At 48.5% G+C, this 15,722-nt stretch carries 12 protein-coding genes; 9 read left to right on the top strand and 3 right to left on the bottom strand.

All coding sequences use genetic code 11. From position 1 onward, the window contains the following. The first annotated feature begins 27 nt into the window (after window positions 1-27). Complete coding sequence (locus L3C95_RS23245; protein WP_236391168.1) at window positions 28-1,332, top strand: YdcF family protein; 1,305 nt, start codon at window positions 28-30, stop codon at window positions 1,330-1,332. Here the strand turns inward: L3C95_RS23245 and L3C95_RS23250 are convergent. After that, entirely contained in the window at window positions 1,274-2,536 is a 1,263-nt protein-coding gene (locus L3C95_RS23250) for a dicarboxylate/amino acid:cation symporter (protein WP_236391170.1), read from the bottom strand. The genes L3C95_RS23245 and L3C95_RS23250 overlap by 59 nt on opposite strands. An 81-nt stretch (window positions 2,537-2,617) precedes the next feature. Between L3C95_RS23250 and ygiD the strand changes: the two genes are divergently transcribed. The 6 genes from ygiD to araA all read left to right on the top strand — a co-directional run bounded on the left by ygiD (window position 2,618) and on the right by araA (window position 9,885). Beyond that, window positions 2,618-3,499, top strand: a complete 882-nt coding sequence (ygiD, locus tag L3C95_RS23255) for a 4,5-DOPA dioxygenase extradiol (RefSeq protein WP_236391172.1) — start codon at window positions 2,618-2,620, stop codon at window positions 3,497-3,499. A gap of 852 nt (window positions 3,500-4,351) precedes the next feature. Then, on the top strand, window positions 4,352-5,002 hold the full coding sequence (locus L3C95_RS23260) for an HAD family hydrolase (RefSeq protein ID WP_236391174.1): 651 nt from the start codon (window positions 4,352-4,354) through the stop codon (window positions 5,000-5,002). Between the two features lie 125 nt (window positions 5,003-5,127). Next, window positions 5,128-5,832 carry an NUDIX hydrolase gene (locus L3C95_RS23265; protein WP_236391176.1) on the top strand — a complete coding sequence of 235 codons (705 nt, stop codon included), beginning with the start codon at window positions 5,128-5,130 and terminating at the stop codon, window positions 5,830-5,832. Between the two features lie 171 nt (window positions 5,833-6,003). Next, window positions 6,004-7,647 carry a ribulokinase gene (locus L3C95_RS23270; RefSeq protein ID WP_236391177.1) on the top strand — a complete coding sequence of 548 codons (1,644 nt, stop codon included), beginning with the start codon at window positions 6,004-6,006 and terminating at the stop codon, window positions 7,645-7,647. Then, window positions 7,644-8,348, top strand: a complete 705-nt coding sequence (locus tag L3C95_RS23275) for an L-ribulose-5-phosphate 4-epimerase (protein ID WP_236391179.1) — start codon at window positions 7,644-7,646, stop codon at window positions 8,346-8,348. Before L3C95_RS23270 ends, L3C95_RS23275 begins: the two co-directional genes overlap by 4 nt. A gap of 31 nt (window positions 8,349-8,379) precedes the next feature. Next, on the top strand, window positions 8,380-9,885 hold the full coding sequence (gene araA / locus L3C95_RS23280; RefSeq protein ID WP_236391181.1) for an L-arabinose isomerase: 1,506 nt from the start codon (window positions 8,380-8,382) through the stop codon (window positions 9,883-9,885). A gap of 82 nt (window positions 9,886-9,967) precedes the next feature. Here the strand turns inward: araA and L3C95_RS23285 are convergent, their stop codons facing one another. Next, entirely contained in the window at window positions 9,968-10,510 is a 543-nt protein-coding gene (locus L3C95_RS23285; protein ID WP_236391183.1) for an RBBP9/YdeN family alpha/beta hydrolase, read from the bottom strand. Between the two features lie 101 nt (window positions 10,511-10,611). After that, window positions 10,612-11,538 carry a tRNA epoxyqueuosine(34) reductase QueG gene (queG, locus tag L3C95_RS23290; RefSeq protein ID WP_236391185.1) on the bottom strand — a complete coding sequence of 309 codons (927 nt, stop codon included), beginning with the start codon at window positions 11,536-11,538 and terminating at the stop codon, window positions 10,612-10,614. A 96-nt stretch (window positions 11,539-11,634) separates the two neighbouring features. On the opposite strand from queG, the gene L3C95_RS23295 reads away from it, so the two are divergent. Next, the gene (locus L3C95_RS23295; RefSeq protein WP_236391187.1) at window positions 11,635-13,656 is read left to right on the top strand and encodes a DUF3858 domain-containing protein; all 2,022 of its coding nucleotides are present in this window, start codon (window positions 11,635-11,637) and stop codon (window positions 13,654-13,656) included. A gap of 15 nt (window positions 13,657-13,671) precedes the next feature. Then, window positions 13,672-15,591, top strand: a complete 1,920-nt coding sequence (locus L3C95_RS23300) for a DUF3857 domain-containing transglutaminase family protein (protein WP_236391189.1) — start codon at window positions 13,672-13,674, stop codon at window positions 15,589-15,591. The last annotated feature ends 131 nt before the right edge of the window (window positions 15,592-15,722 follow it).

The raw sequence follows: 15,722 nt of genomic DNA on the forward strand, positions 1-15,722 counted from the left end.
GCGCAGCCAACGCGCCGGGAAAAAAATATGAGATCAGCAGTTAACATGAGCTTATGCATGTTATTGTGCCTGGTAACACTAACCGCACAATCGCAACGCAGAAAAACAACAAGGGGGAAATCCAAAGCAAGAACAACAAAGACGGCAAGGGCGGCAAAGGCTGTTACTCCTTCTTACACCACTACACAGCAGGTGCAGATGAGAAAATCGTTCTACCTGTTATATCTCCTGGAAAGAAATGGTCCTGCACATAACGTTGTCGTGAAGGATGCTGTATTTAACCAGATAGCGAAAGACAGAGCAGCACGCTTAACAACTGCCTACAGCCAGTGTGGAGATGCCGCTTGTATTGGCAAAGCGCTGGAATGGACAGCCGACGAAATAAAGGAAGTGGGTGACGAATTCAAAAGGCTGGCAGTCAGTAATCCGGATATAGCGGAAACAGTGCAGCGCCTCAAAGTCGTAGACCGCTATCCGTTATATACGGAGAATGCAGATACCACCTTTATCCGTAAAGCTTGGGAGGATGCAGCCGCAGGGCTCAATCACATCAGCAGGGTATACCTGCAGGGCGTACCTCCGCGTTATCCGAGGATTGATTCTATTTCGTTCCGGCCCGCAGATCCTGCCTTTGTAAGGCAGGTGAAAACGGCAGTACAACAGATCCTGGCGGCAGGTACAGGCAATGCATTCTACAGGCAACCCTTGCTGGGATCCCTGAAGGCACTGGAAATCAATGGCAGGAATGAAGCTACCCGTTATGAGCCTTTGTATAAAGATCAGAATGCAGCACCTTTTGCAAAGTCCAGAAGAACCAACTGGAACGCTTATCGTTTCAGCTCCATCCTGGTGCCTGGCAGCGGTCCGGGAAAAGCAGGACAGACGATGGACAGTATGGGCATGTTCCGTTGCAAGCTGGCGGCAGAACAGTATCGCAATAATGCGGCTCCTTTTATCATCGTATCCGGAGGCCATGTACATCCTTACAAGACGCCTTTCTGTGAAGCGATCGAGATGAAAAAATATATGGTGGGCAAACTGGGTATTCCTGACAGTGCAGTGATCATAGAGCCACATGCAAGACATACGACTACCAACATCCGTAATGCCGTACGACTGGCTTACCTGTTCAATATGCCTGCCACCAAGCCAATGCTGATAGTCTCAGATTCATTCCAGTCGCTCGCCATTGAAAAGATGGCAGCGCGCTTTATCAATGAAATAGGTTATCTGCCTTATACAGGATTGGAAAGAAAAGCTCCCACAGAGAATATTATACTACCGGATCTGAAAGCCTGGCAGCAGGATCCTGAAGATCCGCTCGATCCTTAAGCCAACGGCGCCCTTTCATCACCCTGGTCACCATCATGGCGGCTACTGTATCGCCGGTAGCATTCAGGATGGTAGCCAGGGGATCCACGAGGGTGCCTATCACCATCACAGCCGGAAGAGCTTCTATCGGAAAGCCGTATACGGACATTACCAATAATTCCCCGATATAACCACCATTCGGAATTCCCCCCTCTACAATACTCACGATGACTGTTACACCCAATGCGAGCAATACTGTGTCTAAGCCTGTCAGCGGACGGTGGAACATGGCAAATACAACGCCTATTTTTACAATAGAAGAGATACTGGAACCATCTTTATGCAGCGTGCCGCCTAATGGCACAACCACATTGCCGATATGCTCCGGAATGCCCATACGCTGTGCAGCCACCAGGTTGGCCGGTATAGTAGCGATGCTACTGCAGGAGCCAAGCGCAGTAAAAGTGGGAACCAGGTTATTTTTCCAGTAGATCCTGACGCCGGCCATTCCTCCGGCCAGGAAGGCGTATACGCTGAACATTACTATGAAATAAAATAGTCCGAAGCCATAATAGAGCGCCATTGAACTGGCATAGGTACCAAAGAGCTCAGGTCCCAGGGTACCGACCTGGTAAGCGAAATAAGCACCCAAACCTATAGGGCCCAGTAACATGATAATGTTCAATAGTTGCTTCATGACCTCATTGCCTGAATCCAGGAAGCGGCGGAAAGCCTTGCCGGATTCTCCTGCCTTCAGTGCCGCAAATCCTACCAGGGCGGAGAAGATGATGAAGGGCAACATATTTTTCCGCGACAGCAGCTCATAAAATTCTCCCACTGTCAGTAAGCGGGTGAGTTGTTCTCCCGGTCCGGCTGTCTGCATCTCTTCCATGGCGCCGGAACCGGTGGTCACAGCCTGCAGGGGGAAGAACCAGATGGCAACAATAGTGAGAAAGGCCGATACCAGGACTGTGCTGACGAACACCAATCCCATGACAGAGATCACTTTGCCCAGTTTCTGGCCCGGATCAACATTTGCAATAGCTGAGGCAATGGCAAAAAATACCAGTGGTATAACAGCCGTAAAAAGAAGGTTAAGGAATATATCGCCTATCGGTTTGATCACTTCCACCCGTTTTCCGAAGATCAGCCCAAGGATGCTGCCGGCAATAATTCCGCCCAGCAGCAGTAGCAGGCTGCTATAATTTTTGAGTATGGTCCGCATGGCTCAAATATATTGAAAAGTCCACTTTATCAGATGATTTGTCCATTTCCTGCCCATGGGTGTTGAGTATCTTTGTGTATTATGAACAGGAAGGATTTTCTGGCCGCAATGGCCGTTTTGCCTGTAGGAGGATTATATATGCAATTACAAGAACTGGGAAAGATTACCCGTGATTATCAGCGTACTACATTAATGCCGGCTATGTTTATTGGTCATGGTAATCCGATGAACGCGCTTTACGACAATGCTTTCACCCGCCGGCTGAAAGAGATGGGGGAATCAGTGAAACAATTACCTAACGCTATATTAGTTGTCTCTGCGCACTGGCTGACGAGGGGCACACATGTGCTGACTGCCGCCAGGCCGGCTACAATACATGACTTCGGAGGGTTTCCGCAGGCGCTGCATGAAGTGCAGTACCCGGCTCCGGGATCACCGGAACTGGCCCGTGAAACCGCGAAGCTGATTAAGAGCACCCAGGTGGTAGAAGACGAAGAGTGGGGCCTGGATCATGGAACATGGACCGTCCTGAAACATATGTACCCGGAAGCCAATATTCCGGTATTCCAGCTGAGTATCGACTATTACAAGCCACCGGCCTATCATTATCAGCTGGCGCAGGAGCTGAAGGAACTCCGTAAAAGAGGCGTCCTTATTGTCGGCAGCGGCAATATTGTACATAACCTGCGGCGGATCAGTTTTAGCGACAATGCGGCTCCCTTCGACTGGGCACTGGAGTTTGATGCAACTGTAAAGCGCAAAACAGAGGAACGTTCTTTTGACGATCTGCTGCATTACGAAAGGCTGGGAGAGGCGGCAAAGCTATCTATCCCAACACCGGACCATTATTTCCCTTTTATCTACGGCCTCGGCCTGGCTGAGCCGGATGAGGAGATCAGGTTCACTTATGAAGAGATCCAGAATGGCAGCATCAGTATGCGATGTTTTCAGGTAGGGGAGTAGGCAATAAAAATACAACACATAAAGGTCCATAGACAAAGCTGGGAAAGAGCGATTGTCTATGGACCTTTCCTATATCCGGGAGGGAAGAAAAATTTAATTGTAAATTTGACATTTATCACTAAATTGCAGCAGGTAGCAATTACGTTTACCGAAATTGACCCATCCGGATGTTCCACTGTTTATGCTTTTTATCCGGCGGGTGACATCCTGTGACAGCTCATTCATCCTATTACGGTTGCTTTAATAGCTGCCGGGTCTGTTTCCAGTTTTGAGGTGTGGCGCGTTGTGATGAAGGAAGCACCGGTTTACTATATAAATGTTTCTGCGAACTGCATGCAAAATCCAGTAATTTTTGCCGCATGCGGTCGATTCAATAACGTGAACTAGATCACGAAGGTCGAACTCATTCGACCTTCTTTTTTTTCCGGCTTTGCCGGAAAAAAAAGCCCGGGGTTGCACCCCGCGCTACAAACATACGGCACCTAGCGGAGCCGATCGGCGTTTTGTTGACCGGTGTATTGCCGTTCCAGAATGGCACTCCGCGCTACAAACACTGAGGCTAATGCAGCCCATCCATGTTTTTGTTGCTGTACTCTGCCGGCCCAACTATACTTCTACTTCGCTTAAGATGGCCTGCGATTCCATACCTAAAGGCGCTATAGTCCTGCGTTACGCCTGCTATTCTATAGCCCTGGCTATAGAACAACCCCTATAACGCTATAGTAAAGAGCCTGTAAGCTATAGCCTTCACCGGATCTGAACAGCAACTTAAGCAAATAAGGGTAGAATTGGAGCTACAATCCAGCTATTTAATTTATTAGCTTTGACCCGCTAAATTGTAAAAGCAGCAATATGAAAAAGGCATTTATTTTTGACATGAACGGCACTATGATCGACGATATGGCGTATCATCTGGAGGGCTGGTATAATACTTTAACTGAACTGGGCGCGGGTTTGAGCCGGGAGGCAGTAAAGAAAGAGATGTACGGTAAGAACCAGGAGTTGCTGGTGCGTGTGTTTGGAAAGGACCGTTTTACAGCGGCAGAGATGGATGAACTATCCCTGGAGAAGGAGAAGCGTTACCAGGCGGCATATTTACCGCATTTACAGTTAATACCAGGCCTGCAGGAATTCCTGGAAGCTGCTGAGAAGGAGGGGATCCCCATGGGCATAGGCACTGCGGCTATTCCTTTTAACGTTGATTTTGCGCTGGATAATCTTCATATACGCCATTATTTCAAGAGTATCATAACGGCCAATGATGTAAGCACAAGCAAACCGCATCCGGAAGTATTCCTAAAGGCAGCCGCAGAACTGGGCGCAGATCCTGCTTCCTGTATTGTGTTCGAAGATGCACCTAAAGGCGTGGAAGCAGCTGCCAATGCGGGTATGAAGGCCGTAGTGCTTACCACTATGCACACCCGTGAGGAGTTCAGCGACTACAATAATATCATCACTTTTGTAGCTGATTACAGGTCTTTGACCCCAGGACAATTACTGTGATAAAAAATAATTGTAAAGTTGACATTTAAAGTTCTATCTTGTGTAGAAATAAACAGTCTGTGGGTCAAAAAAATGGCAATGTCAACAGGGAGTTTTATATTAGCGGAATTAAACTCCTGGATAGTATGACACGTTATTCCCGGCAAACCCGGATGCTGGTAGCTGTAGACTGTATTATTTTTGGTTTTGACGGACAGGATCTTAAGCTTCTGCTGATCAAACGCGGTTTTGAGCCGGAAAAGGGAAAATGGAGCCTGATGGGGGGCTTCGTACAGGCAGATGAAGACCTGGAACAGGCGGCAGCCCGCACGCTCACCAAGCTGACAGGACTCGAAGGGGTCTATATGGAGCAGCTGCAGGCTTTCGGCAGCCCGAGCAGGGACCCGATGGAACGTACGCTTTCTGTAGCCTATTTTGCATTGATCGACATCAACCAGTACAAGCAACAGATCACGGATGAGTACAAAGCTGAGTGGTTCCCACTCAAGGATGCACCCAAACTGATCTTCGACCACGCAAAGATGGTCACAGAGGCACAGGCACGGTTACGTTATAAAGCGGCCATTCACCCGCTCTTATTTGAACTGTTGCCTACCAGGTTCACCATCCCCCAATTGCAGATACTGTTCGAAGCAGTATATGACGCCGGCTTTGACAAGCGCAACTTCAGCAGGAAGGTATTATCTACCGGATTGCTTGTCAAACAGAAAGAAAAAGAGAGGGCTACTTCCAAAAGGGGAGCATTCTATTATAAGCTGGATAAAAGAAAATACAGCGCCAAATTCCACGCCTTCCTCAATTTTGTTTCCGATCCCGGAAATCTGAAATAAGGCAAACTGATATGATCTCACCGTAACAGGGGATGCTCATATCAGCATTTTTTTGCCTTGTTTAATAATTGTCTGTTTGACAATAAAGTATACTGGAACATTTACTCATTTTTTAAATAGCTGCTGTCTTCCGCTACCAACAGGCAGGAAGACCGTTCAAGGATGTACGTTATGGAAAATTCATTTGTAATAGGTGTCGACTTTGGCACCGATTCAGTACGGTCTCTCGTAGTGAATGCCCGGACAGGAGAGGAAGTAGGTAGTGCCGTGCACTATTATCCCCGCTGGCAGAAAGGCCTGTATTGCGACCCTGCTGTACAGCAATACCGTCAACACCCATTAGATTACCTGGAAGGACTGGAGCAGAGCATCCGCGGGGCATTGAAGCAATGTCCGGCAGGTACCGCCGCTCTCGTAAAAGGGATCGCCGTTGATACAACGGGTTCTACCCCCGGTCCGGTAGACGAAACAGGCACGCCCCTGGCCCTGTTACCTGGTTTTGAGGATAATCCTAACGCTATGTTCGTACTCTGGAAAGATCATACTGCCAATAACGAGGCGGCGCTGATCAATGACACTGCACATAGCAATGGCACAGACTATACAAAATACTGTGGCGGCATCTACAGCAGCGAATGGTATTGGGCCAAGATCCTCCATGTGATCACTGAAGATGCTGCTGTTAGAGAGAAAGCTGCTTCCTGGGTAGAGCATTGCGACTGGATTCCCGCCCTGCTGACCGGCAACCGCAGCCTCAGCACCTTGTTACGCAGCCGCTGTGCGGCGGGCCATAAAGCGATGTGGCATGCTTCATGGGGAGGTTTACCTCCAAAGGATTTCCTGGAGAAATTACACCCTTACCTGGGCAAATACGATAAAACATATACCGATACTGTGGAAGCCACCGTTCCGGCTGGTACCATCAGTGAAGAATGGGCCACCCGCCTGGGATTGTCAAAAGACGTGGTAATAGGCACCGGCGCCTTCGATGCCCATATGGGCGCTGTTGGTGGTGGTATCCAGTCCTATTCCCTCTGTAAGGTGATCGGCACCAGCACCTGCGATATCCTGGTGGCCCCGATGGAGGAAGCAGGACACTTGTTCGTAAAAGGCATCTGCGGACAGGTAGATGGTTCTGTAATTCCTGGCATGCTGGGACTGGAGGCTGGACAATCCGCTTATGGCGACGTATTTGCCTGGCTCCGCCGTCTCATTATGGGGCCATTATATGCCCTGTTACCGGAGGACAAAGAGAAACTGGCTGCAGTAGAAGATAAATTATTAGGCCATCTGGCACAACAGGCGCAGCAGCTGCCTTTAAAGGAAAACGATCCCCTGGCACTGGACTGGTTTAACGGTCGCCGTACACCTGATGCCAATCACACTGTGAAGAGCACTATCACCGGCTTACACCTGGGGATAGATGCCGTGCAGATGTTCAAAGCACTGGTAGAAGCCACCGCTTTCGGTGCACAGAGCATCGCTGAGCGTTTCGCAAAAGAAGGGGTGCCTATTAAGGAAGTGATAGCCCTGGGGGGTGTAGCCAAGAAATCGTCTTATGCCATGCAGGTGCTGGCAGACGTGATGAACAGGCCTATCAGGATCGTCAACAGTGAGAATGCATGTGCACTGGGTGCTGCTATGTTTGCAGCTACCGCGGCAGGCATTTACAGCGATATTGAGACTGCACAGCAAGCCATGACCTCAGGTTTTGAAACTGTCTGGCAACCGCGCCAGGAGAATGTTCCATACTATGCGGCCCGTTACCGTCAATTCCAGGAACTGGGCGCATTCACCGAAAAACTCTACGTATGAGCAACCGATACAAGGGCATCCAGGAACAGGCTTACGAAGCCAATATGCAATTGCCCGCATTAGGACTGGTATTGTTCACTTTTGGAAATGTGAGCGTGGTAGACCGCAGCGCCGGCGTCTTTGCCATTAAACCAAGCGGCGTGCCTTACAAGCTATTGTCGCCAGACAGCATGGTGATCGTTGATTTCGACGGAAAGACCGTCGCCGGCACAGGGCGTCCATCTTCAGATACCAAAACCCACGCAGTGTTATATAAGCACTGGGAAGATATCGGAGGCATTGTACATACACACTCCACATATGCTACCGCCTGGGCACAGGCACAACGGGACATTCCGATCTACGGCACAACACATGCCGATCACCTGACGGCAGATGTACCCTGCGCGGCGCCGATGAGCGATGAAATGATCAAGGGTAACTATGAGCATGAAACAGGCTTCCAGATCATGCAATGCCTGGAGGAAAGGAAATTATCATATAAGGATGTGGAGATGATGCTTGTGGGCAATCACGCGCCTTTCACCTGGGGAAAGACGGCCGATAAAGCAGTGTACAATGCAGCGGTGCTCGAGGAAGTAGCAAGGATGGCCTATCTGACAGAGACTATCCGTCCTGAGTGCCCTAAACTGAAAGAATCTCTGATCAAAAAACATTTTGAACGCAAACACGGGCCCGATTCCTATTATGGTCAAGCGTAATAGCGCAGGTCACATCTAAAATTCCAACAGCATGATACAGTTGAAGCAATTTGAAGCCTGGTTCATCACCGGCAGCCAACATCTTTACGGAGAAGAAACCTTAAAGCAGGTAGCGGCGCACGCAGAAAAGATCGCGCAGTCGCTCGGTGCAGACGCCAACATACCGGTACGTATTGTATTTAAACCGGTCGTAAAAACGCCCGACGAAATATACCGCATTTGCCAGGAAGCGAATACAGCGCCTGATTGTATTGGGGTGATCGCCTGGATGCATACTTTCTCTCCTGCCAAGATGTGGATCGGGGGATTAAAGATCCTGCAACGCCCCTTATTGCATCTGCATACACAATTCAACAGGGACATCCCCTGGAATGATATAGATATGGACTTTATGAACCTGAACCAGTCTGCCCATGGCGACCGTGAGTTTGGTTTCATGATGTCGAGGATGAGAATGGACAGGAAAGTGGTAGCTGGTCACTGGCAGGACCCGGAAGTAACTGCCGAAATAGGTACCTGGCTGCGTGCAGCTGCGGGTTGGTTTGACTGGCAGGGCGCCCGTTTTGCCCGTATCGGAGACAATATGCGCCAGGTAGCCGTAACGGAAGGTGATAAGGTGGAAGCTGAATTACAGTTTGGTTATTCTGTGAATGGTTATGGTGTAGGAGACCTGGTAAAATATATCAAAGGCATCAGCGATGCAGCTATCGGCACACTGGTACAGGAATATGAGCAGACTTATGCAGTAGCAGCCCCGCTGCTGAAAGGGGGCGCACAACATGCGTCTCTGCGGGAAGCAGCTCGTATTGAGTTAGGTCTGCGTGCATTCCTGGAAGAAGGTAAATTCAAAGGATTCACCGATACCTTTGAAGATCTGCATGGCATGGAGCAACTGCCGGGTATTGCAGTACAACGTCTGATGGCTGACGGATATGGTTTTGGGGGTGAAGGCGACTGGAAAACAGCGGCGCTGGTAAGGGCGATGAAAGTAATGGGAAGCGGACTGCCTGGTGGTAACTCTTTCATGGAAGATTATACTTACCACTTTGATCCGGATAATCGCCTGGTGTTGGGCGCACACATGCTGGAGATCTGTTCGTCTATTGCGAATGGCAAAGCATCCTGTGAGATCCATCCATTGGGTATTGGCGGTAAGGCAGATCCTGTGAGACTGGTGTTCAACGTAGCGGGAGGTCCGGCTATCAATGCGTCTGTGATCGATATGGGTAATCGTTTCCGGTTACTGGTGAACGAAGTGGATGCAGTAGAGCCTTTACATCAGCTGCCTAAACTACCGGTAGCGAGAGTATTGTGGAAGCCACTGCCTGATATGCGTACGGGTTGCGCTGCCTGGATTCAGGCGGGAGGTGCGCATCACACCTGTTACAGTCAGAACCTGACGGCTGCACATATGCAGGACTTTGCAGACATGGCGGGTATTGAATATGTACGTATCGGCAAGAATACAGACCTGTATCAGTTCAGGAATGAGCTGCGCTGGAACGATGCATTTTACCTGATGAAAGGTTTTAAATAAGAACTAGATCTATAACGGCTGAATAAGCCATGACGTGGAATATCAATCGCCGTCCGCCTTCAGGCGGATGGCCTTTTTTTTATTACAACGTCTCCCAGTTCCTGACCAGTTCACCCAGTAATATTTGTCCCTTGGGCCATTCACCCAGGTTGGAATCTGCATTGATATGTCCTTTAGGCCCGGCATTCACAAAACGGCTGCCCCAGGCATCAGCGAAAAATCTGGCTCTCTCGAGGCTGGCATATTCGTCATTCGTGCTGGAGACCACAATACTTTTGAACGGCAGCGGTTTTAGCGGAACAGGCGCAAATCCCCTTGCGGCAGCCGGGAACCCCGGACGTTCCGTGTCGGCAGGAGCCACCAGCAGAGCGCCTTTAATAGTAAGCTTCGTTTGCTGCGCCCAATAGGCCAGCGCAATGCAACCCAGACTATGTGCCGCGATCACCACGTCAGGACCTGCCTCAGCCACAGCGTCCTCAATTGTTTTTACCCATTCCGTCATGACCGGGGCATCCCAGTTTTGCTGATCAATACGTTTATATCCGGATGTCTTTTCCCAGATGCTTTGCCAGTGTAATGGGCCTGAACCATATAAACCAGGTGCAGTTAATACCTTAACTTCCATAAAACAGAAACTTTATAGCACTCCCTTTAGCAGATAGGTGAAGGAATAGTCGGCAATACTAGTTCTAACAATGTACGCAAAAAGAACAAAAGGGAAGAATCTCATCCGTTAATAAAACGCAAATTTCTACGGATACCGGCATATTTGGAGCGTTTCATAGGGGAGCGGCGGAAGACCTTCTTGAATTCTTCCTCGGTCAGCTCTTCCCAGTCTTTAGTACTGAAGTTGAGAATTTCCGGGATAGGGGTAAACTCCATTGTCTGATTCGGTTTGGAAAAACGGTTCCAGGGACAAACGTCCTGGCATACATCACAGCCAAACATCCAGTTTTCGAAGCGTCCCTGCATGTTGTCGGGGATCAGTAATTCTTTCAGCTCAATGGTGAAGTAGGAAATACAGCGGCTGCCGTCTACTACACCGGGCGCTACCAGCGCCTGCGTGGGACAGGCATCCAGGCAACGGGTACAGGAACCACAATAGTCGCCTACAGGACTATCGTACTCCAGGGCCAGATCGGTTATAAGTGTTGCAATGAAAAAGAAGGAGCCTGCCTGCTTATGGATGAGGTTTCCGTTCTTTCCCAGCCAGCCCAGACCGCTGCGTTGCGCCCAGCTTCTTTCCAGCACGGGGGCAGAGTCTACAAACCCACGACCACTTACCTCTCCGAAGGCTTCCTGCATGCGGGCCAGCAGGGTATTGAGTTTGCCTTTAATGACTTCGTGATAGTCCTGGCCGTAGGCATATTTGGAGATCTTTGGCGCCTCAGGCTGCTGTTGCTGAGCAGGATAATAGTTGAGTAGCAGGGTAATGACAGACTGGGCATTATCTACCAGTTTCCTTGGGTCGATCCTTTTGTCAAAATGATTCTCCATGTAGTGCATGGAGCCATGCATGCCCTTATGCAGCCACTGCTCAAGCCGGCGGGCATCATCGTCGAGCTGTACCGCTTTGGCAATGCCACAATGGTCAAAGCCCAGATCAGCCGCGTGCTGCTTGATGAATGCCGTATATTTTGCTGCAAGGTTCATGAATGAGTGCAAGTTACATAAAAATAAAAGTTTGCTATAGCAAAGGTTCGAATACAGTTTTCCCTTACCTTCATCCCCAAAATCCTTATATCCTGTATGCGTAGCAGATCTATTGTATTCCCCCTGCAGCTGGTGACAGCCTGCTTGTTTACACTTACAACATTTTCTCAGACCAGGGACAAAATCAAATTTGGGAAGATCAGTGCGGAAGACTTTACTCCGACATCATTTGAAAAAGATACCTCCGCACATGCGGTTATTCTTGCAGACATCGGGTCCTCTGAATTCCAGGCGGAAAGGGATCACTTTGAATTATCTTTCAAGCGATTAAAAAGAATTAAGATCGTTGACAAGAACGGTTACGACGAGGCCACTGTAACGGTCCCTCTTTTCGTTTCCGGACAATTGGAAGAAAAACTGATCAACCTTAAAGCTGTAGCTTATAATCTGGAAAACGGACAGGTGGTAGAAACGAAACTTGAGAGTAAAAGCGTCTTTACCGACAAGTTAGACAAGAACTTCATTATGAAGAAGTTCACCATTCCTGGCGTAAAAGAGGGAACGATCATCGAGTATACCTATTCGGTAACATCTCCCTTCTACTTCAACCTGCAGCCCTGGACCTTCCAGGATGAGCATCCCTGCCTGCTTAGCGAGTACAGTGTTACAATTCCGGAGATATATGACTTCGTCTTCCTGAAACAGGATATCAACGGTATGCTGGCTGTAAAAACAACGTATGACAGGACGACATATAACCTGACTTTTGAAACAAATGGCCCTACCAGCGCATCACAGCATGGCAGCTTTTCTTCCAATACAACGAAGAACGTATGGACAGCCAAAGATATTCCTGCCCTGCGGGAAGAAAGTTACACCACTTCCCTGCGTAACCATATTACCAGGATAGAATTCCAGTTGTCTGCAATAAAATATCCGGGAGCCCCTGTCAGACCGGTGATGGGCACCTGGGAGAAATTCTCAGAAGAGCTGAACAAGGATGAAGACTTCGGTGCAGACCTGAGTAAGAACAATGGCTATCTGGGAGATGTGGTAGACCAGCTGACCGAAGGCCTGAAAGATGATACTGCCAAAGCCCGCCGTATTTACAATTATGTGAGGAATAACTTTACCTGCACGGATCATTCCGGTTTATATCTTTCCAAACCAATAAAAACGGTTTTCACTTCCCGTAACGGTAACGAAACAGACATCAATCTGCTGCTGATAGCCATGTTACGCCGCGCAAAGCTGAATGCTGATCCGGTGGTACTCAGCACACGAAATCATGGCCTGACCCATGAACTTTATCCGCTTAAATCCCGTTTTAACTATACCATGGCAGCTATCACGGTAGATACACTGATGTATTTCCTGGATGCTTCCCGGCCATACCTGGGCTTCGGCCGCGTAGATATCTCCTGTTATAACGGTCACGCGCGACTGTTATCCAAAGAGGTGCCGCCCTTGTATTTCAATCCGGACAACCTGCTCGAACAAAAGAGCACTTTTGTGATGCTCATGGGTGGAGAAGGCGGTAGTCTCAAAGGAAGTTTGCAGCAATATCCTACTTACTTTGAATCCTGCATGATCCGTTCTTCTATAAAAGATAAGGGCAAGGACGCCTATTTTAAAGGAAAGGAAAAAGACTTTGCAACAGAAACTGTTATCAGCGGTGTGGAGCTGGAGAACCTGGAAGAAAACGAAGAAGTACTGAAAATGAAGTATGATTTTGAGATGAAAGCAGATGATGCCGGTATGCTCTATATCAACCCTTTATTTACAGAAGCAACACGTAAAAATCCTTTCCGCTCACAGGAACGCAAATACCCCGTTGAAATGCCCTGTGTAATGGATGAGACCTATACATTGAATATGACCGTTCCTGATGGATATGTAGTGGAGGAACTACCCAAATCAGCCATGGTTAAATTCAATGAGAATGAAGGTATCTTCCAGTACCTCATCCAGCAGAATGAAAATTCTATCCAGTTCCGTTCAAGAGTAAAACTGAACAGAGCTGTCTTTGCACCTGATGAATACAATTCACTGCGTGATTTCTTTGATATGATCGTAAAGAAACAATCCGAACAAATCGTCCTCAAAAGAAAAAGCTAAACAATGCTAACCTATATGATAAAGAAGTATGCATACAGCCTCTGTTGTTGTGTGTGCTTCCTGTCCTTTCTTACGCCTGTATTTGCAGGCGACCCGGTTTACCCGGCAGCAATGATCCCTGATTCGCTCAAGTCCAATGCACATATCGTGAAACGGATGGAAGAGGTGAGCATTAAGATCAATGATCCCAGAGATGTAAGGGTGACTACCCATTATGTACTGACGGTGATGGATGCAGAAGGAGAGCGGTACGCGAGAGCCACAGCGTTCTATGATAAACTGACCGATCTCCGTTCTATTAAAGGCACCCTGTATGACGCGCTGGGCGTTCCCATTAAAAAATTAAAGCAGAGCGATTTACAGGACCTCAGTGGTGTAGGCAGTGAATCGCTGATGACGGATGACAGGTATAAGCAACATGCGTTTTATTATAACGTATATCCGCATACAATAGAATACGAAATTGAAATAAGATACAATCACTCCTTTTACCTGCCTTTTTGGATGCCACAGCGGGCAACAGCTTATGCTGTTGAACAAAGTAAGCTAACGGTGACAGCTCCGAAAGATTACGTGCTGCGTTACCATCATTTCAATTATAAGGGTGAACCGGTGCTCACAAAAGAAGGGAATGACAATACTTATACCTGGGAAGTAAAAAATATGCGGCCGGTATCGGAAGAGGCTTATGCACCCAGCTGGCATAGACGTACAACCACCGTCCAACTGGCGCCTGCGGATTTTGAAATGCAGCAGTATAAAGGGGCCATGAACACCTGGGAGGCATATGGACATTTTATGTACATATTGAACCAGGGGCGGGACCAGCTGCCTGATGGCGTTAAACAAACGGTGCATCAGTTAACAGATGGTCTGAGCCGGGAGGAAAAGATCGCAAAACTTTATAAGTATCTGCAGGAGCATACCAGGTATATCAGCGTTCAGCTGGGCATTGGCGGCTGGCAGACCTTCGACGCCAACTATGTGGCCAGCAAGGGTTACGGAGACTGTAAAGCACTTTCTAATTATATGTGTGCGCTGCTGAAGGAAGCGGGAATTAAAGCTTCCTGTGCGCTCGTGTATGCGGGTGAAGACGATAAAGATGTAACAGAGGCAAGCTTTCCTTCCTCACGCTTTAACCATGTAATCGTCTGTGTGCCCGGCACTAAAGACAGCACCTGGCTGGAATGTACGAGTAACTTTCAGCCTGCAGGATACCTGGGTAGTTTTACCGCAGACAGGCACGTGCTGTTTGTGGATGAAACGGGGAGTAAGTTGATCCACACTCCGGTGTACACTATGGAACAGAATCAACAGATACGTCGCATCAATGCCACTATTGCCGAAACGGGGGACATGACGCTGAAAGCGGATACACGTTATACCGGCCTTCAGCAGGACGACCTGCTTGCCATGCTGAATGTTTATACCAGGGAGAAGATCCTGGAGCGTCTCAAACAGGCAGGTTATTTTTCCAGTTATGACGTTAACGGCTACGAGTGCAGGCAGTTAAAGGAGTCGCTGCCCGCTATAGATGAACACCTGGAGATTGCTGCCCACAACTATGCTACTGTTACGGGCAAACGTATGTTCCTGGAGCCGAATCTGCTGACCAAAACAGGCAGGCGTCTGACGTCGGATTCCGCCCGCAGATCGGATATTTACCTGAATGATGCCTACCGGGACGTGGATACCGTAAAGATCATCATTCCGGAAGGGTATACACCGGAGGCAATGCCCCAGCCGGTAGCATTACAGAGCATATTCGGCGCCTACGCTTCAAAGGTGACGGTAGAAGGTAATGTAATTACTTATATCCGTTCCATTGACCACAAAGGAGGTTCTTACCCCGCCTCAGCCTATCCGGAACTGGCGAAGTTCTATAATGGTATGTATAAGGCCGACAGAGCCAGGTTAGTACTGGTCAAAAAATGAAATAATTGCAGTCCGGTACCGGAAATGCTGTAAAAAGAGCAGTCCGGTACCGGTATTTCTGCCAAATTGCCCCCTTTGTTAACCTTGGAGCAGGTTTTGTTGTTCTCATAAAGACGTTTTATAGATAGGCG

The organism is Chitinophaga filiformis, from assembly GCF_021646545.1.
In the GTDB taxonomy this organism is placed as follows: Bacteria; Bacteroidota; Bacteroidia; order Chitinophagales; family Chitinophagaceae; genus Chitinophaga; species Chitinophaga filiformis_A.